Origin of the sequence: Pseudomonas sp. MWU13-2862 (genome assembly GCF_023242495.1) — a bacterium.
Lineage (GTDB): Bacteria > Pseudomonadota > Gammaproteobacteria > Pseudomonadales > Pseudomonadaceae > Aquipseudomonas > Aquipseudomonas gingeri_D.
Window position 1 is genome coordinate 192,443 of sequence record NZ_JALMEZ010000004.1, and the last position, 18,237, is coordinate 210,679.

13 protein-coding genes are annotated in these 18,237 nt (G+C 60.1%); 1 reads left to right on the forward strand and 12 read right to left on the reverse strand.

All coding sequences use genetic code 11. The annotated features are described in order from the left end of the window. Positions 1-31 precede the first annotated feature (31 nt). The 10 genes from M5C56_RS09125 to M5C56_RS09170 all read right to left on the reverse strand — a co-directional run bounded on the left by M5C56_RS09125 (position 32) and on the right by M5C56_RS09170 (position 10,965). Positions 32-1,219 carry an ATP phosphoribosyltransferase regulatory subunit gene (locus M5C56_RS09125; RefSeq protein ID WP_103498402.1) on the reverse strand — a complete coding sequence of 396 codons (1,188 nt, stop codon included), beginning with the start codon at positions 1,217-1,219 and terminating at the stop codon, positions 32-34. A gap of 294 nt (positions 1,220-1,513) precedes the next feature. Further along, on the reverse strand, positions 1,514-2,383 hold the full coding sequence (gene hflC, locus M5C56_RS09130) for a protease modulator HflC (protein ID WP_103498403.1): 870 nt from the start codon (positions 2,381-2,383) through the stop codon (positions 1,514-1,516). Then, positions 2,383-3,555 carry an FtsH protease activity modulator HflK gene (gene hflK, locus M5C56_RS09135; RefSeq protein WP_103498404.1) on the reverse strand — a complete coding sequence of 391 codons (1,173 nt, stop codon included), beginning with the start codon at positions 3,553-3,555 and terminating at the stop codon, positions 2,383-2,385. The genes hflC and hflK overlap by 1 nt, the downstream gene beginning before the upstream one ends. 96 nt (positions 3,556-3,651) lie before the next feature. Then, complete coding sequence (hflX, locus tag M5C56_RS09140; RefSeq protein ID WP_103498405.1) at positions 3,652-4,953, reverse strand: ribosome rescue GTPase HflX; 1,302 nt, start codon at positions 4,951-4,953, stop codon at positions 3,652-3,654. 12 nt (positions 4,954-4,965) lie between these two features. Next, the gene (gene hfq / locus M5C56_RS09145) at positions 4,966-5,226 is read right to left on the reverse strand and encodes an RNA chaperone Hfq (protein ID WP_040063849.1); all 261 of its coding nucleotides are present in this window, start codon (positions 5,224-5,226) and stop codon (positions 4,966-4,968) included. A 93-nt stretch (positions 5,227-5,319) separates the two neighbouring features. Next, on the reverse strand, positions 5,320-6,300 hold the full coding sequence (gene miaA / locus M5C56_RS09150; RefSeq protein WP_103498406.1) for a tRNA (adenosine(37)-N6)-dimethylallyltransferase MiaA: 981 nt from the start codon (positions 6,298-6,300) through the stop codon (positions 5,320-5,322). Further along, a complete protein-coding gene (gene mutL, locus M5C56_RS09155; protein ID WP_247263106.1) occupies positions 6,300-8,207 on the reverse strand; it encodes a DNA mismatch repair endonuclease MutL in 1,908 nt (635 codons plus the stop codon). Before mutL ends, miaA begins: the two co-directional genes overlap by 1 nt. An 8-nt stretch (positions 8,208-8,215) precedes the next feature. Further along, positions 8,216-9,643 carry an N-acetylmuramoyl-L-alanine amidase gene (locus M5C56_RS09160; RefSeq protein WP_218586074.1) on the reverse strand — a complete coding sequence of 476 codons (1,428 nt, stop codon included), beginning with the start codon at positions 9,641-9,643 and terminating at the stop codon, positions 8,216-8,218. Positions 9,644-9,646: 3 nt separating this feature from the next. Next, positions 9,647-10,117, reverse strand: coding sequence for a tRNA (adenosine(37)-N6)-threonylcarbamoyltransferase complex ATPase subunit type 1 TsaE (tsaE, locus tag M5C56_RS09165; RefSeq protein ID WP_103498409.1), 471 nt, complete (start codon positions 10,115-10,117; stop codon positions 9,647-9,649). After that, the gene (locus tag M5C56_RS09170; protein WP_103498410.1) at positions 10,105-10,965 is read right to left on the reverse strand and encodes an NAD(P)H-hydrate dehydratase; all 861 of its coding nucleotides are present in this window, start codon (positions 10,963-10,965) and stop codon (positions 10,105-10,107) included. Before M5C56_RS09170 ends, tsaE begins: the two co-directional genes overlap by 13 nt. A gap of 63 nt (positions 10,966-11,028) precedes the next feature. Here M5C56_RS09170 and queG point away from each other — a divergent pair, with 63 nt between their 5' ends. Continuing rightward, positions 11,029-12,117: a tRNA epoxyqueuosine(34) reductase QueG gene (gene queG / locus M5C56_RS09175; protein WP_103498411.1), complete on the forward strand. Its 1,089-nt coding sequence runs from the start codon at positions 11,029-11,031 to the stop codon at positions 12,115-12,117. A 9-nt stretch (positions 12,118-12,126) separates the two neighbouring features. Here queG and M5C56_RS09180 read toward each other — a convergent pair whose 3' ends face one another. After that, positions 12,127-16,365: a hypothetical protein gene (locus M5C56_RS09180; RefSeq protein ID WP_247263107.1), complete on the reverse strand. Its 4,239-nt coding sequence runs from the start codon at positions 16,363-16,365 to the stop codon at positions 12,127-12,129. Positions 16,366-16,373: 8 nt separating this feature from the next. Beyond that, on the reverse strand, positions 16,374-18,230 hold the full coding sequence (locus tag M5C56_RS09185; protein ID WP_103498190.1) for a hypothetical protein: 1,857 nt from the start codon (positions 18,228-18,230) through the stop codon (positions 16,374-16,376). Positions 18,231-18,237: the final 7 nt, after the last annotated feature.

An 18,237-nucleotide genomic window follows, 5' to 3' on the forward strand; every position in this document is an offset into this window, starting at 1 on the left:
ACTTGGTGCCGGCAGCCGCCGGCGGGAAAACTCAAGAAGCCAGCGGCAATACTTGCCAAAGCCCGTTCTGCTGAATCAATTGCCGGTCGCAGTCCGCTTCGCGGGCGGCGGCCGATGGTTGTCCGGGCAAGGCCTGGACCACACGCTGACCCTCGCCGCGCAACTGGCAGACCAACTGCCAGAGTGCCGCATCCGTGCTGTCAGGCATCCAGATACCGCCAGACGGTAGCTCGATTTCGGCACGCCCCAGGGTCACCAGGGTTTTCAAATCGGTGGAAAAGCCTGTCGCCGGACGTGCACGGCCGAAGTCCGCGCCGATATCGTCGTAGCGACCGCCCTGGGCGATGGCCTGGCCGACACCCGGAACGAACACCGCGAACACCACACCGGTGTGGTAGTGGTAACCGCGCAACTCGCCCAGGTCGAAATACAACGGCAATTGCGGGAAGCGCGTGGACAGCCGCTCGGCAATCGCCAGCAGGTCATCCAGCGCCGCAGCGACCTGCGCCGGGGCACCCGCCAGGCGCTCACGGGCCGCCACCAGCACTTCGCGGCCGCCACACAGATCCACCAGCGCCCGCAGCATCGCGGCCAGATCGGCCGGCAAACCTTCGGTCAGTTGGATCACTTCATCGATCGCCTTGCGTTGCAGGGCATCGAACAACTGTTGTTCCACTTCACCGGACAAACCGGCGGCGCGAGCCAGGCCACGGTAGATACCGACGTGACCGAGGTCCATGTGTACATCCGGCACATCGGCCAGTTGCAGCATCGCCAGCATCAGGCTGATGACTTCGACGTCGCTGCTCGGGCTGGCATCGCCGTACAACTCGGCGCCCAACTGGATCGGGCTGCGCGAGGACGACAGGGCCCGCGGCTGTGCATGCAGCACACTGCCGGCGTAGCACAGGCGGCTCGGGCCTTCGCGACGCAGGGTGTGGGCGTCGATACGCGCCACCTGCGGCGTGATGTCCGCGCGAAACCCCATCTGCCGACCCGACTGCGGGTCGATCACCTTGAAGGTGCGCAGGTCCAGGTCCTGGCCGGCGCCGGTCAACAAGGATTCCAGATACTCGATATGCGGGGTGACAACGAACTCATAGCCCCAGCTCTGGAACAGGTCCAACACCTGACGCCGCGCCACTTCGATGCGCGCCGCTTCAGGCGGCAGTACTTCTTCGATGCCATCTGGCAGAAGCCAGCGATCTACCGTTGCCATTAACGCCTTTCCCCTATGATCTGGGCAGCAAGCCCACAGGCGAGCCTTGAGTGAAGCAGAAAATGGTTAACACGCGCGCAAGAACGACGCGACGAACAGCCTGAAATCGGCTTCGCCTACCACTTTCCTCGAAAAACCTGTCGGGTCGATCAACCCGCCGTCCGCCAATCAAACATACAGACGCAAAAAAGCCGGGAATTTCCCGGCTGCCGCATCATACACCCGTTTTCCGAAAGGATCACCCCGCCCGGCATTTTAGCTGCCGGGCGGAGGGGGGACACGATACGTCTTGGATCAGGGCTTGGCTTTTTCCAGATAACGGAAAAAGTCGCTGCTCGGGTCCAGCACCAACACGTCGCTCTTGTCCGCAAAGCTTTCACGGTAGGCGCGCAGGCTACGGTAGAACGCGTAGAACTCCTGGTCCTGGCCGTAGGCCTTGGAATAGATTGCGGCGGCCTGGGCATCACCATCACCGCGGGCTTCTTCCGACTGGCGATAGGCTTCGGCCAACAATACACGGCGCTGGCGATCGGCGTCGGCACGAATGCCTTCGGCCAGTTCGTTACCCTTGGCGCGGTGCTCACGAGCCTCGCGCTCACGCTCGGTGCTCATGCGTTCGAAGACGCTGCGGTTGACTTCCTTCGGCAGGTCGATGGCCTTGACCCGGACGTCGACCACTTCGATACCCAACTCCTTGGCGGCCATGGCGTTCAGCGAGGCGGTGATGTCAGCCATCAGCGCATCACGTTCACCGGAGACCACTTCGTGCAGGGTGCGTTTACCGAACTGGTCACGCAGGCCCGACTCCAGACGCCGGGACAGACGCTCGTCGGCAATCTGCTTCAGACCGGAAGTCGCGGTATAGAAACGCTCGGCGTCCTTGACCCGCCACTTGGCGTAGGCATCGACCATCACGGCTTTCTTTTCCAGGGTCAGGAAGCGCTGCGTCGGAGCATCCAGGGTCATCAGGCGGGCGTCGAACTTGCGCACCTGGTTGACGTAGGGCAGCTTCACATGCAGGCCTGGCTGGACATCGGCCTCGACCACACGGCCGAATTGCAGCAGGACGGCCCGCTCGGTCTGCAACACAATGTAGAAGCAGTTCCAGGCAGCCACTGCCACGATGACCCCGAGGACCAGGGCGATCAGTGATTTATTGCTCATCAGCGGCTCTCCCGGGTGCGAGTGGGTTGCGGCTCGGTGATGTGCGGCGTGACATCAGTGTTGCCACTGGCCATCGACCCCACCACCTTGGCCGGCGTACCGGCGCCGGAACCGCTCTGGATCATCTTGTCCAGCGGCAGGTAAAGCAGGTTGCTCTGGCCGCTCTTGTTACCGGTCACGAGCACCTTGCTGGTGTTGCTGAAGACTTCCTGCATGGTGTCCAGGTACAGGCGTTCACGGGTGACTTCCGGAGCCTTGCGGTACTCGGCCACCAGCTTGGTGAAGCGGTCGGCCTCACCCTTGGCGCGGGACACCACTTCGTCGCGATAACCGTTGGCATCCTCGAGGATACGCTGGGCCTGGCCACGGGCTTCCGGGACCACGCCATTGGCATAACCTTCGGCCTGGTTGCGCGAACGCTGTTCGTCTTCGCGAGCGCGGATCACGTCGTCGAAGGCTTCCTGGACTTCACGGGGCGCGGCGGCGCTCTGGACGTTCACCTGGGTCACGGTGATACCGGTACGGTAGGTGTCGAGGAAGCGTTGCAGACGCTCCTTGATCTCGCCAGCCATCTGCACGCGCCCTTCGGTCAGCACCTGGTCCATCGCGGTGGAACCCACCACGTGGCGCAGGGCACTGTCGGTGGCCTGTTGCAGACTGATTTCCGGCTGGTCGACGTTCAACACGAAGTCCTGCAGGTTGCTGATCTTGTACTGCACGGTCAGCGGCACTTCGACGATGTTCTCGTCTTCGGTCAGCATCTGGCCCTGCTTGGTGTACGCCCGCTCACGCGTGACGTTCTCCAGGAACTTCTTGTCGATCGGCGGGAAATAGATGTTCAGGCCCGGCCCTACGGTTTCGTAGTACTTGCCGAAGCGCAGCACGACAGCCTGCTCCTGCTCATCGACGACATAGACCGCGCTGTACAGCCACATGGCCGCGAGCACGACGAGGCCAATGCCCAGCAGGCCGAAACCGCCGCCCTTGCCACCGCCCGAACCGCCATCGTCACCGCGTTTCTTACCGCCACCGAACAACCCGTTCAGGCTCTCCTGCAGCTTGCGGAAGGCTTCGTCGAGATCCGGCGGCCCCTTGCGGTCGCCGTTGTTACGGCGCTTGCCACCCCAAGGATCCTGATTGTTCGAGTTGCCACCCGGCTCATTCCAAGCCATAGCGCTCTCCATCTGATAAAGCAAAGACGCGCCCGCGGCGCGCCGACCAATGCTACAGAATGCCTGTCAACGCGGCACAACCGCTTTCCCAGGCTTTTATTGCAAAGTGTGTTGTTCGATGAATTCCGGCGCCTTCATCCCTTCGCGCGAGACCACTCGATTGAGCTCGGCCCTGGGCAAACGGACGGACAGCAGACAACTGCCTTCTTCGTCGTGTTCTTCCTTCTGCACCGCGCCCATCTCGAAGAACTGTGCACGCAGTCGAGCAAAACGCTGCGGCAAGCGCAAGGTGCCGACGAACAAATCGTTGCCCAGCAACTCGGCAATCGCCTGTTCGAGCAGCTCCAGCCCCTGCCCGTCCCGGGCGCTGAGCCAGACCCGCTGTGGCTTGCCGTCTTCATCGCGCTGGATCTGCGGCTCGACACCCTCGAGCAGATCAAGCTTGTTGTAGACCTCGAGGATCGGCAAGTCCTGGGCCCCGATCTCGCCGAGTACCACCATGACCTGCTCGATCTGCAGCATCCGGTCCGGTTCCGCGGCGTCGATCACGTGCAGCAGCAGGTCGGAGTTGCTCGACTCTTCGAGCGTAGCCCGGAAAGCCTCGACCAGCTTGTGCGGCAGGTGGCGGATAAACCCCACGGTGTCGGCCAGCACGATCGGCCCGAGGTCGTCGAGTTCGAGACGGCGCAGGGTCGGGTCGAGGGTGGCGAACAGCTGGTCCGCCGCATACACGTCGGATTCGGTGACCGCATTGAACAGCGTCGACTTGCCGGCGTTGGTATAGCCCACCAGCGACACCGTCGGGATATCGGCCCGCTTGCGCCCGCGGCGAGACTGCTCGCGCTGGCTGCGGACCTTTTCCAGGCGCCCCTTGATCTGCCGCAGGCGTACCCGCAGCAAGCGCCGGTCGGTTTCCAGCTGGGTTTCACCCGGACCGCGCAGGCCGATACCGCCTTTCTGCCGCTCAAGGTGAGTCCAGCCGCGGACCAACCGCGTGCTCATGTGCTCAAGCTGGGCCAGTTCGACCTGGAGCTTGCCTTCATGGGTGCGGGCGCGCTGGGCGAAAATATCGAGAATCAGGCCCGTGCGATCCAGCACGCGACACTCGAAGACACGTTCGAGGTTACGTTCCTGGCTGGGCGTGAGGATGTGATTGAAAATCACGATATCGACCTGCTCGGCCTTGACCAGGTCGCGAAGCTCCTCGACCTTGCCAGTGCCAATCAGATACTTGGCGGTTGGCCGATGACGCGGCACGTTGAAGAACGCGACGGTCTCGGCACCTGCCGATACTGCCAACTCCTGAAACTCCTGCGGATCTTCGCGCGCCTCAGGGTCCTGACCTTCCAAGTGAACGAGAATGGTCCGTTCACCACCACCGTGGCGCTCAAAGAACAAAGGAGACTCCTATCAGGCGTTACCTGGCTCAGCGTCACCCTGTTCGGTTTCGGTTGCGCTAGGCAGACGAATTGGACGAACCGGCACCACTGTCGAGATGGCGTGCTTGTAGACCATCTGGCTGACGGTGTTCTTCAGCAGGATCACGAACTGGTCGAAGGATTCGATCGTGCCTTGCAGTTTGATACCGTTGACCAGATAGATGGAAACCCCGACCTTCTCTTTACGCAAGGTATTCAAGTAAGGGTCTTGTAGCGAATGCCCTTTTGACATGTGCCGCACTCCTTTAAGGATCAATAATAAAAAATGGGTAAATGGATGGCTTGTACCGCCTTTCCCCCAAGGATAGACGGCAATTGCAAGGACTCAGCCCAATATGGAGATCGTCCCAAGGTATTTCAAGGCGCGTGGCAGATTGTCGCAGTCCAGGCTGTCGAGCCAGTGCAGATCCGTCCAGCTGCGCAACCAGGTGAACTGGCGCTTTGCCAACTGGCGCGTGGCAATGATGCCGCGCTCCTGCATTTCGGCTGACGTCAGCTTGCCCTCCAGATGCTCCCAGACTTGCCTGTAGCCCACAGCACGTATGGACGGCAACCCGACATGCAGGTCACTTCTCCCACGCAGAGCTACGACCTCGTCTACGAACCCCTGTTCCAGCATTTGTGTGAATCTTTGTGCAATTCGGTCGTGCAGAACCTGGCGATTCGCCGGGGCGATAGCCAGGTTGGCAACAGTATAGGGCAATTGCGGCCGTCCCGAAGCGGCTGCGTCAGTACTTTGCGCAGATTGTCGCTGGCGGTGGGCGGTCATGCTCGATCCGCTGACCCGATAGACTTCCAGCGCCCGACTCAGGCGCTGGGGGTCATTGGGGTGGATGCGCGCCGCCGAGACCGGGTCGATGACCGCCAGTTGGTCGTGCAGGGCCTGCCAGCCCAAACGTGCGGCTTCTTCCTCGATTTCGGCACGGATCTGCGGATCGGCCGCCGGCATCTCCGCCAGGCCCTCCAGCAACGCCTTGTAATAGAGCATGGTGCCGCCCACCAGCAGCGGAATCTTGCCGCGCGCGGTGATCTCGGCCATCGCCGCCAGGGCGTCGCTGCGAAACTCCGCCGCCGAATAACTCTGTGCCGGGTCGAGAATATCGATCAGACGGTGCGGAAACTCCGCCAGCAGCGCTTTCGAGGGCTTGGCCGTGCCGATATCCATGTCCCGGTAGACCAGGGCCGAATCGACGCTGATCAGCTCGCACGGCAGCACCTTGGTCAGCTCGATGGCCAGGTCGGTCTTGCCCGCCGCCGTCGGGCCCATCAGGAAAATGGCCGGCGGTAGTGCCTTGGAAGCCATCATCAGCGACCGCGCAAGAACAGTTTGTCCAGATCATCCAGCCCGAGCTGGGTCCAGGTGGGCCGACCGTGGTTGCACTGGCCGCTGCGCTCGGTGTTTTCCATATCCCGCAGCAAACCGTTCATTTCCGCCAGGGCCAGGCGCCGGTTGGCGCGAATCGCGCCGTGGCAGGCCATGGTTCCGAGCAATTCGTTCAGGTGCGCCTGGATCCGGTCGCTGGTGCCGTATTCCATCAGGTCGGCCAGTACGTCCTGGACCAGGCGATTGGCCTCGGCCTGCTTGAGCAGGGCCGGGATCTGCCGGATCGCCAGGGTTTCCGGGCCCAGGCGCTGCAATTCGAAGCCCAGGCGCTGGAACCAGCCGACATGTTCTTCGGCACAATCGGCTTCGCGCTGGCTGACCGCCAGGGATTCGGGCACCAGCAACGGCTGGCCGCTCAGGCCTTCGCTGGCCATGGCGATCTTCAGGCGTTCGTACATGATCCGCTCATGGGCGGCGTGCATATCCACCAGCACCAGGCCCTGGGCGTTTTCGCTGAGGATATAGATGCCCTTGAGCTGCGCCAGCGCATAACCCAGGGGCGGCACATCGCCCTGGCTGTCGGGCAGGGTCGGAGACGCTACCGCGTCGGGCAGCGGTGCAAAAAACTCGCGATAGACGCCCTGGGCCTCGGCGGCGGCGGGCATCTGGGTCGATTGCGGGCGGTACTGATACTGATAACCGGCCCCCGAGCCCGATCCGGCCGCCGGCGCAAAGGCGGACGCAGGCTGCGACTGGGGTTGCTCCAGCAGATTGGCCGCCAGGCGCATTTCACCCTGGGGACCGAACTCGCCGGCCTCGATCCCTGTCGGCCGGACCATGCCGGCCACCGCGGCAGGCGCAGCCAGGTGATCTTCCGGGCGCACGTCGCCCAGGGCGCGGTGCAGGGTGCCGTAGAGGAAGTCATGGACCATGCGCCCGTCACGGAACCGCACTTCGTGTTTGGTCGGGTGCACGTTGACGTCGACCACCGCCGGATCGACCTCGAAAAACAGCACGAAGGTCGGGTGCCGGCCATTGAACAGCACGTCGCGATAAGCCTGGCGCACCGCATGGGCCACCAGCTTGTCGCGCACCGCGCGGCCATTCACATAGAAATACTGCAAGTCCGCCTGGCTGCGGGAGAAGGTCGGCAAGCCGACCCAGCCCCACAGGTGCAGGCCGTTGCGTTCCACTTCGATGGGCAGGGCCTGTTCGAGGAACCCTGCGCCGCAGACCGCCGCCACGCGCCGGGCACGGGCCGCATCGTCATGGGCCTCGTGCAGGCTGAGAATGCTTTTGCCGTTATGGCGCAGGTGAAAGGCCACGTCGAAGCGGGCCAGGGCCAGGCGCTTGATCACTTCCTGCAGGTGATCGAACTCGGTCTTCTCGGCCTTGAGGAACTTGCGCCGCGCCGGAGTGTTGAAAAACAGGTCGCGGACTTCCACCGAGGTGCCCACCGGATGGGCCGCCGGCTGCACCCGGGCGTCCATGTCGCGGCCTTCGGTTTCCACCTGCCAGGCCTGGTCGGCGTCGCGGGTGCGGGAAGTCAGGGTCAGCCGGGCGACGGAACTGATGGAGGCCAGGGCCTCGCCACGGAAACCGAGGCTCATCACCCGTTCCAGGTCTTCCAGGTCGCGAATCTTGCTGGTGGCGTGGCGGGCCAGGGCCAACGGCAGGTCGTCGGCGGAGATGCCGCTGCCATCGTCGCGCACTCGCAGCAGCTTGACGCCGGCCTGCTCGACATCCACATCGATGCGCTTGGCACCGGAATCCAGGCTGTTTTCCAACAGTTCCTTGATCACCGAGGCCGGGCGCTCGACCACCTCACCGGCGGCAATCTGGTTCGCCAGTCGCGGGCTGAGCAGTTCGATACGAGAACTGCTGTTCAAGGCCTCACTCATTGTTTGGCCGCCAGTTCCGCACCCGGAATCGTCAGGTTCTGCCCGACCTTCAGCTCGTCGCTGGTCAGGTTGTTGGCACTGCGCAAGGTCGACGCCGAGACCTGGTAGCGCACGGCGAGCATGGCCAGGGTCTCGCCCGGTGCCACGCGATGGTCACGCGGGCCTTCGGCGATCTTGCCGGAATCCCGCAGCCAGGCGATATAGGTGCCCGGTGGCGGGTTCTGCTGGAAGAACTGGCGGATACCGGCACTGATGGAGCGCGCCAGGGCCTGCTGGTGATTCGAAGAGGCCAGCTTGGAGGCCTCGTTGGAGTTGGAAATAAACCCGGTCTCCACCAGGATCGACGGGATATCCGGCGACTTCAGCACCATGAACCCGGCCTGCTCGACGCGCTGCTTGTGCAGCGGCGTAACCCGGCCGATGTTGCTCAGGACCTTCTGTCCGACGTTCAGGCTGGAGGTCAGCGAAGCGGTCATCGACAGGTCGAGCAACACGCCGGCGAGCATCTTGTCCTTGTCGTCGAGGCTGACGTTACCGGCCCCACCGATCAGGTCGGAGCGGTTTTCACTGTCCGCCAGCCAACGGGCAGTCTCGGAAGTAGCGCCGCGATCGGACAAAGCGAACACCGAGGCACCGAAGGCCGCGGCCGAAGGAGCGGCGTCCGCGTGAATCGAGACGAACAGATCGGCGCCTTTCTTGCGGGCGATCTCGGTACGGCCGCGCAGCGGGATAAAGTAGTCGCCGGTACGGGTCAGTTCGGCGCGGTAGCCCTTCATACCGCCAACCTGGCGTTGCAGTTCGCGGGCGATGGCCAGCACCACGTCTTTCTCGTGCTGGCCACGGGAGCCGGAGGCACCCGGGTCTTCGCCACCGTGGCCGGCGTCGATCACCACGATGATGTCACGCTTGCCCGCCGGCGCCGGCGGCAGCTTGATCGCCGGTTCCGTTGGCGTCACCGGGACCGCTGGCACGGTTGCCACCGTCGGGGTCGGCGCCGCGGGTGGCGCGGCATCGGCGGGGTTGTCGAACAGGTCGACCACCAGGCGGTTGCCATACTGCGCGTTCGGCGCCAGGACGAAGCTCTTCGGGGTGACCGCCTTTTTCAGGTCAACCACCACCCGCAGGTCGGTCGGTGTGCGCTGGGCCGCCCGCACGCTGTTGATCGGGGTGTTGGCGGTCGGCACATTCAACGGGCCACCCAGGGTCGCGCCATTGATATCGATCACCAGCCGATCCGGAGAAGTCAGGGTGAACACACTGTGCTGGACCGGGCCGGAGAGGTCGAACACCAGGCGCGTGTTGTCCGGGGCCCGCCACAGGCGAACACTCTTGACCTGTGTCGCCGCAACGGCGTCAACGGCCAGTGCCGCCAGCAACAATCCCACGACAGCAACCAACGCGCGAATGCGCATACCAAACCCCATCATTTATTTGATTTCCAATGCCAGTTCGGCACACCAGGAGTCGCCTCGGGCGCCCTGGGACAACAGATACAGCGAACGACCGCCATTATGCGGGCTAATGGTAATGGCCAGGTCGGGCTTTGGCAAAAAGCCCTCGCCCCGCTGTGGCCACTCCACCAGGCACAGGGCCGCGCCGTCGAAATAATCACGAATCCCCATGTATTCCAACTCTTCCGGGTCGACCAGGCGATACAGATCGAAATGGAAGGCGCGGATATCAGCGATTTCGTACGGTTCAACCAGGGTAAAAGTCGGACTTTTCACCGCGCCGGCATGGCCGAGGCCGCGAATGATGCCCCGGGACAAGGTGGTCTTGCCGGCGCCGAGATCGCCTTCGAGGAAAATCACCCCGATGCCACGGGTGACTTCGGCGATTTTCCGGCCGAAGGCGACCATGGCCTCTTCATCCGGCAGTTGAAGGGTTAGTTCAGACACGGTGATTGCTCCTCCAGCAACTGTCGAATGACCGGGATCAGATCGCTGGCCGCCAGTCCTCGGCCGTTTTTACCCGACTGCTCGCCGGCACTGGCGTGCAGCCATACCGCCAGGCAGGTGGCGTCGTAAGCCGGCAAGCCCTGGGCGCGCAGGGCGCCGAGCAAACCGGAAAGGACATCGCCTAGCCCGGCGGTGGCCATGGCCGGATGGCCGCGTTCGCAGATCGACAAGCGCCCGTCCGGCGCGGCAATCAGGCTGCCCGCCCCCTTGAGCACGCAGACCGCCTGGTACTGCCGGGCCAGCCGGAGGGCGGCGGCGGGACGATCGGCCTGTACAGCGGCCGTGGAAATCCCCAGCAAGCGTGCCGCTTCGCCTGGATGAGGGGTGATCACGCTGTCCGCCGGCAAGGTAAAGCTGCCCGTGGCCAGCAGGTTCAGGGCGTCGGCATCCCAGACTTGCGGCAACCCGGCATTGGCCGCCAGTGACAACAGGCTGCGGCTCCACGCGGATTGACCGAGCCCCGGGCCGACCACCAGCACGCCCGCCTGGGCCAGCACCGTCATCAGCTGATTGGCCGACTCGATGCCCAGCGCCATCACCTCCGGCAGCCGAGCCAGGGACGCCGCCACATGTTCCGGACGTGTCGCCAGGGATACCAGCCCGGCACCGCCGCGCAAGGCCATTTCGGCCGCGAGCAGAATGGCGCCGCCAAAACCCCGGTCGCCGCCGACCAACAGCACATGACCGAACTGCCCTTTGTGGGCGTCCAGTTCTCGTGCGGGAAGGCTCGGCAGGGTGGCGAGGGTCAATGACTGAATATCGGAAAAAGGCGGTTTGGTCTGCGGCATGCGTCGTCGAGCTCTGATGTCTGGCAGAATTATACGCACCAAAGCCTAGGTTTCTCCTGTCTCATGCCTGTAAATCGCGTCGACCTCCCCGCCCTCGCCCAATCCATCAAGGAATGGGGCCGTGAACTGGGCTTTCAGCAAGTCGGCATCGCCGGTCTGGAGCTGGGCGAGCATGAGCGGCACCTGCAACGCTGGCTCGATGCCGGCTATCACGGCGATATGGATTACATGGGCGCCCACGGCAGCAAACGCTCACACCCCGACGAGCTGGTGCCCGGCACGTTGCGAGTGGTGTCGTTGCGCATGGACTACCTCCCGGGCGACACGCAGATGGCCCAGCGCCTGGGCCAACCGGAAAAAGCCTATGTCTCGCGGTATGCCCTGGGCCGTGACTATCACAAATTGATCCGCAAGCGCCTGCAACAGCTCGCCGAGCGTATCCAGCAGGTTATCGGCCCCTTTGGCTACCGCGCCTTCGTCGACAGCGCCCCGGTGCTGGAAAAGGCCATTGCCGAACAGGCCGGGCTCGGCTGGATCGGCAAGAACACCCTGGTGCTCAATCGCAAGGCCGGCAGCTACTTCTTTCTCGGCGAACTGTTTGTCGACCTGCCTCTACCAGTGGATGCTCCCCATGCCACAGAACATTGCGGGCGCTGCACGGCATGCATGGATATCTGTCCGACGGCGGCGTTTGTCGGGCCCTATGTGCTGGACGCCCGGCGTTGTATCTCGTACCTGACCATCGAGCTGAAAACCGCGATCCCGGAAGAGTTGCGGCCGCTGATCGGCAACCGGGTGTTTGGCTGTGACGATTGCCAGATCGTCTGCCCATGGAACCGTTTCGCCCGCGCATCCGATGAAGGCGACTTCAAGCCCCGACACAGCCTGGACAATGCCGGGCTGGCCGAGCTGTTCCTGTGGGACGAAGAGACCTTTCTGAAAAACACCGAGGGCTCGCCACTGCGCCGGGCGGGGTATGAGCGCTGGTTGCGCAACCTGGCGGTCGGGCTGGGGAATGCGCCCTCGACGATCCCCGTGCTTGAAGCCCTCAATACCCGCCGGGACCATCCGTCGGAACTGGTCCAGGAGCATGTGCAGTGGGCGCTGCGCCAACATGCCGAGCGCAGTGCCCTGGGTCCAGTCCCGCTCTGACCTGGAGATTCAAACAGAAACCGCAAAACCGCTGACGGACGCCTGTATATCAATCTCGCAACGGCGAACCTCCCGCCTCAACAGCAGCAGCGAACGTCCCGTCGAGTTTCTCAGCGTGATCCGTGAGCCTTCCCCCACCACCGCCATCACGGGGTGGATTTCTCCGCTTTTGAAGCGGATATAGGCAGGCAGCTGGACGGTCCGCACCACCTGCTCCAGCGCGCAGGCGCCGTGGTCAGCGGCATTCACCAGGTCGAGCCGGAAAGTACTCTTGTCCTTGAACTTGATGACCTCCAGCGAAGGCAGGGACAGGTCCAACTCCGCCAGCGTTTCGCGGGCATCCTCCTGGCCGGACAGGTCCAGGCTCACTTGAGGCAAACGCAGGAAGGCCCCCTCGGGCACGATCAACTCCGTTCGGCTGCCAAAGTTCGAGTCAAAGTCTTTTGAGGTCAGTACGCTCTTTTTGAACTGCAGGGTGTAGGCGGTCTCGGGATGCAGCCTGACCTGGTATTTGTGGAGGGCCTGCTCCTGCGGGGACTCACCCGTCGCCCAGCCGAACGGATTGGCCTCCAGCAACAGGTGAGGTGTGGCGCCGAACAGCAGGATCGTCGGTATCGGACCAAAATCCAGCACCTCCAGCCGCGTACTCGGCGTGGAAGGCATCGTCACCATCAGCTTGCGCTCTCGCCCCCGGCGAGCCTCCTGGCGGCGCAGGTACCAGCCCTTATGGACCTGTTCGGTCTTTTCCTTGTCCTTGGCATCCGCCCAGAACGTCAAGTCATCCGAGGTCAGCCCCGACGGCGACAACGTATAGCCACTGGGCTGCTGGCGAACGCTGGTGTCCTGGCTGACCGCACCAATATCCTTGAGCGGGTTGGTCTGATCGTGATCGTCCGCGTCATTGATCATCGGCGTCAGAAGAAGATCAATGCCCTCTTCCCGCAAGCCGGTGAACAATCGATCGGCCTCCTGACGCATCTGCTGCTGGGTCAGGATCCCCGGCAGCGTTGAGGCGCCGAACAGGTTGCTGAAGAACAACCCCACTTTTTCGTCCCAGCGATAGTTCTCCAACTGGGAGAGGCTGACGATGGCATTCAGGAGGATATTCACGACGGCCAGGGCCATCCCCACAAGAAGCAGAGCCACCCCTACCCCGGGCACGCCAATCAGGATAAATCCCGCCAGGCTCACACCAAACGAGGCGCCATCGATCACCGTCATGGTGATATAGAGCGCCTGCTCTTCAGCGGTCTTCGCCAACCGCGCGCCTTCGACGTCGCGGTACAGACTGACCGCCGTGAACAGCACATCCAGGGGCAGCAGCACCTTGTTCATCTTGAAGAACAGATGATCAAGCCGGGGCTGCCAGAGCGCTCGCGAGGCGCTGGAGGCCAGGCGCAAGGCCAGTACCGGCCCGACGTCGGTGGTGAAATCAAAGACCCCCTTGACCACCGCCAGTGAGTCGCTGGTGGTGAACAAGCCCGATTTGACCGAAGAAAAGTCGAGGTGGAAGGGCTGGGCGCGGAAGTCCAGAAAGACCCCAAAAGCCCCGAGCAATCGACTGGAGCCGGCCGCCACGCGCGCGGTGGTCTTCAGGACAGCGGGGGGCAGCTGCTTTTTCTCGATGGCGGTTTTGGCAAGGCCGAGATTTTCCTGGGTCTCTTGCAGATGCCTCAAGGACATTGAGTCCTGCAGCAGAGCCTTCTTGCGTTTCAGACTGTTTTCCAGCTGATCGATGACGGGAAGAATCTTGGTTTCCTCACCTGATTCGAGCACCGCCCTGAGGTCCCGCGTCGACACACCGAACTGTTCACTGCCCAAGAGACTGCGATAGAGGGGCTCGCCAATCACTATCACCCTCGTGGTCGAAGCGTTAAAGTGCCGCTGAGCATCACTGAAGATAGAGTCCGGCACACTACTTTCAGGCGACAGGTGAATCCTATCCACCTCAATGCCTGTCATCTCCCTGTACTCTTGCTTGGTAACGGAAAAGAGAATCTGCGCCAACTGCTGACTATAGTAAGAGGTCGTTGCGTAATTATCCGGTTGCACGCCAAACAGCGGGGAGTAATGCGCACTGTAGAACGGAAAATCCTGGAACTCCCTATAGACAATACCTAAGTGCTCACGAAAGCCCTTGAGTATCAACTGCCGTTTGTAATGATATCCGGGATCGAACGGATCAATCAGAATCTTGATTCTGTTTTCTGCTCTCAAATCCTCCAAGGCTCTCTTGTACTGTTGACTATTGACCCTCGCATCGGCATCAATGGTTCCATCCGGTTTGCGAGAGAGATAGCGATTTTTTATTTCCGCATAATACTCGTGCAACTGGCGCATGGTTTCAAATGTGTTGACCCGTAAAAACGCTTCCGCGCCCTTGGGCCTGATGGAAACCATCTCATAAGCCAAGTGTTCCATGCGGGCAATATGCCGCGCCTCTGCCAAAGGCCCAAGCAGCAACGACGGCATTTCACCAATCGCAACTGTCTCAGCCCTTCTCCTCTTTCGTTCCTCTTCCAGGTCGCGCTCATAAACACTATAACCAGACGCTTTTTCCTGCTTGGCCTGGTCAAACTCAGCCTCTGATACAACACCGCCTTGAAAAGCCTCCTTGACCAGACCGGCGACGGAAAACACATGGGTTTCCTGCAAGAAGCGCTGAACCGCGGGCGCAGCAAAATCCCAAGCGCCAGTCTTCGATATAAAATCAATAAACTCGGCCGATTGCATCTCCTTCATGATTCTTAGCACGACACCAGGAAGAGGAGCCATTCTATCCTTGATATCCGTCGCATTGAACGGTACCAGGCCTGAGCTTGCGGACGCCACCAAAGAAGCGTGAGGACTGCAAATAACGGTTATATTCGGGATCCAGCGTCTTTCTACACCGTCCCCGCCCCGTACATTAAAGCGCCCCGCCTCCAGGCAGCGCTCGACAAAAAGCGCCGCGACATACTCCGCCATGGCCTTGGGGAAATTACACGCGGCAAAATTAAGATACCTGATTTCCTTGAACCTGGCAGGCTCCTTTCCAAATACGCTCGTAACATTACTGTATATCCAGCCGGCTACTCTCTCAGCACTGGAGACGCCGGCCAAACCAAAAATATCCGCATGACCGACGATGTTGATGATGCCGTCAAACGGAGCACCTGCCGCCCGTGGGCTGATGTAATCAATCGATAGGACATTAATCGGGCTGGGTCGGCCGCGACCGAAGAACGTATCGATATCATGTGATCGCGCCTGATGGTAGCTGCTGATGCTGTGGACGCCCAAGTCCTGATCAAGCCCAATCAACCGATCCAGATTTTCCTTTCTGAAACGTACAAACTCCTTATCCAGATTGCCGATATATCGATGAGCGTCCTCTGGATCCATGGGGATTGCCGCACTGGGGTTCAAGACATCGACAATGGTGGGAAAAGCGATTGCACTGATCTGCCATTCGCTGCCATAGATCCGTCGAAATACCTCTTTAAACGAAATGGAGAACTTGATTAAATCATCGGAATCTTTCAACGCACCTCTATTTTTGTAGGAAAAATAAAAATCGATCAGCGTCAACGGATGTTGATTTTCATAGGTTATAAGTGATTGATACAGCAGGGTACTGGCAATATCCTCACCAATCAGCAGATTGAGCGACGTGCCCACAGCACGTTTCACACGCACACCCGGTCGGGAGGGGCTCACCGGTAAGTTGATACCCTGAAACACCCGCCATTTTTTTTGGACGACACCCAGATAATAGAGTGAGATCAACCCCTTCAAAAAGCTCAACTCTTCCCGCTTTTCAGTCAGGTGATTGCCCTCGACCTTGGCCATTGCGATGAAATCCTTGAGCAAGGCCAAATGGACCCGCGCGTGCGCAACGCCCTCTCTTGCGGTCAACAAATCCGACTCAAGCTCCGAATAAGTCGCTCTCAGCGATTCATTCATCTCCTGCCAAAGCACAAAGGACTGAATATCCCGGGTAAAATCAAAGCTCCACTGATGTCGAAAACAGGGATAGATCACTCGCTGCTCCCCGCTCCCCTGGGTATAGATTTCGCCCAGGGTGTAAGTCTTCCCGACCAGCGTTGCTCTGATCGTTGTATCCTCCAAATAAAGACTTGGAAAAACAACCGCGTAGCGCTTCAAGACCTTCAGGATGGACTCAAGATAGGCCAGCTTTTCCTTGTCCAGCCCAGCGCCTGATATCTCATATTGATTCAGGCTGTAGTCAAACGATAACTTTTGCATACACCCACCTAAACCTTCAAAGATTTCTTATATTGTTCGACCAGAGGATTGAGCGAACCGGAAAAGCTTAAGTGGGCCAATGTTTTCACGTTATAGTCCTTGTCGACCTTATCCCCGACCGTCAGCACCCCCTCACGGCGCCACAATGCACTACGCCAAAAACTCAAATCCTTGATCGAGATCATCGGGCCGCCTCCCCCTGTACTTCCCAGGCCGAGCGTCAGCATGACTTCATTGATGGTTTGATTGTCTTGAGGCTTGGTTTGATCGGCGGTGGGGGCAATCGCATACGTCAAAGAAGCGTCCAGCCCGCGGGAAAGATCGCTGTCAGTACGAGCAGCGCATACATTGAAGGCCTTTCGATCATCACTCAGAGAAAGCAGCAGGAAACACGGGAAATCCTTCAAGTCTATCGCCCCACGGTCGTTACCCTGGTCGTCATGGAAAACCATTTTCTCTTCATGACTCAGTTCCCCAGTCGCTGAGTCGACCTTCATTCGCCTTAGCATTTGCACAGTGAATACGATGCTGTTCTGTGGTACGGAGGTCTTGCAGGTGAGAACGCCAATATCGGCTCGACGGGTGTAAAGGGCCTTTTTATCTTCGTTCAGTTTGGCCTGAAGCTGACTCATGGTTGCCTTCAGTTGCCCCGTCACCTCAAAATTCGACACCCGCAGCTGTTCCATAAAGAGCGGAAGCCTGCTCGCCAATGCGCCGATCTTGATCATTTCCGCAAGGGTTCGATCTTTATAGTGAGCACCGGGAACAAAGGTCGCGGCCGGATCAAAACGCTCCACGTCCTCCACAATTTTCTTAAAGTTCAACCCGTATTGCCGCGTTGAAAAGACCGGCTCCTTGCGACTCCACGTATCAATCAACGAGCCGACCGTCGTGATCTCAAACAACCTCGGCTCCTTCAACAACACATTCAACATAAAACTGCCCGAGGCCCCTTGGCCTGCCGAAGGCGTTAAAGAAAGGGAGACTTTATTTTTAAATGCATCAAAGCACAGCCCCTGAGTCGTTTCGATATCGAAATGGGTATTTTCCACGGCGTAAAACAGCTCGTCATTGAGTGTGCCCCATCTGTTTTTCTGAAACGGATAATAGGCAGACAAGCGTTCCAGAGGTAATTGCCGATATCCAAAGCACTTCAATACCTGATCTTTTTCTTCCAGATAATCCCTGAAATTTTCCACCCCCTCTGGCTGGGCGTTGCCCACCCAGGCCGCCACTCTCTCCAGGCGCAAGGAGTGCTGACCATTTTTAATGGCCACGGGAATGGTATTGAACTGAAACTCACTAAAACCAGAGAAAAAATCATTAAATGCGTCACCGAAATCACTCAGGATATAGGGCGCTTCCGCGTTTTTTTTAGTGTTCCATACCTTGACGGTCGAGAGCCCCTCCCTGGTTTCCAGTTTGATGACACAGGGATCCTGATGGGAGAACATCAGCGGCTCGACTTTTCCCGAGACCATGCGGGTGGCGACTTTCACCGCGCTTTTATTACGCCGACTCGCCGCTGAAACCTTGCCCTCCTTATCTTCCTCCCAGACCCTGAGCATCAGATACAACTGATCGTTCAGGCAGACCAATGTAAAACTTCGGCCTAGCCGATAAGAAAGCACCCGTTGCTCAGCAGCCCCTGGCCGTTGTTCAATAACATAATGATCTTCTTTCTCTTCGCCCATCCAGATATTCGGTTTGGCGACAAGACTGGCGGAATCGGCATCATGGGCCTGCCAGACCGCGTGAACAGCGGTAAATTTGAACGTGAAGGCATAGTCCTTTTCTCCATAAAAAGGGCACGCTACCTTATAACGGTCTTCGTTCATCTCCAATAACTTGACTTGCGCAGACATCAGGGCT

Coding starts and splice junctions, on each gene's coding strand:
- M5C56_RS09125 (WP_103498402.1), bottom strand. CDS start 1,219: ATGGCAACGGTAGATCGCTGGCTTCTGCCAGATGGCATCGAAGAAGTA.
- hflC (WP_103498403.1), bottom strand. CDS start 2,383: ATGAGCAATAAATCACTGATCGCCCTGGTCCTCGGGGTCATCGTGGCA.
- hflK (WP_103498404.1), bottom strand. CDS start 3,555: ATGGCTTGGAATGAGCCGGGTGGCAACTCGAACAATCAGGATCCTTGG.
- hfq (WP_040063849.1), bottom strand. CDS start 5,226: ATGTCAAAAGGGCATTCGCTACAAGACCCTTACTTGAATACCTTGCGT.
- miaA (WP_103498406.1), bottom strand. CDS start 6,300: ATGATGGCTTCCAAGGCACTACCGCCGGCCATTTTCCTGATGGGCCCG.
- M5C56_RS09160 (WP_218586074.1), bottom strand. CDS start 9,643: ATGGGGTTTGGTATGCGCATTCGCGCGTTGGTTGCTGTCGTGGGATTG.
- M5C56_RS09170 (WP_103498410.1), bottom strand. CDS start 10,965: ATGCCGCAGACCAAACCGCCTTTTTCCGATATTCAGTCATTGACCCTC.
- queG (WP_103498411.1), top strand. CDS start 11,029: ATGCCTGTAAATCGCGTCGACCTCCCCGCCCTCGCCCAATCCATCAAG.
- M5C56_RS09180 (WP_247263107.1), bottom strand. CDS start 16,365: ATGCAAAAGTTATCGTTTGACTACAGCCTGAATCAATATGAGATATCA.
- M5C56_RS09185 (WP_103498190.1), bottom strand. CDS start 18,230: ATGTCTGCGCAAGTCAAGTTATTGGAGATGAACGAAGACCGTTATAAG.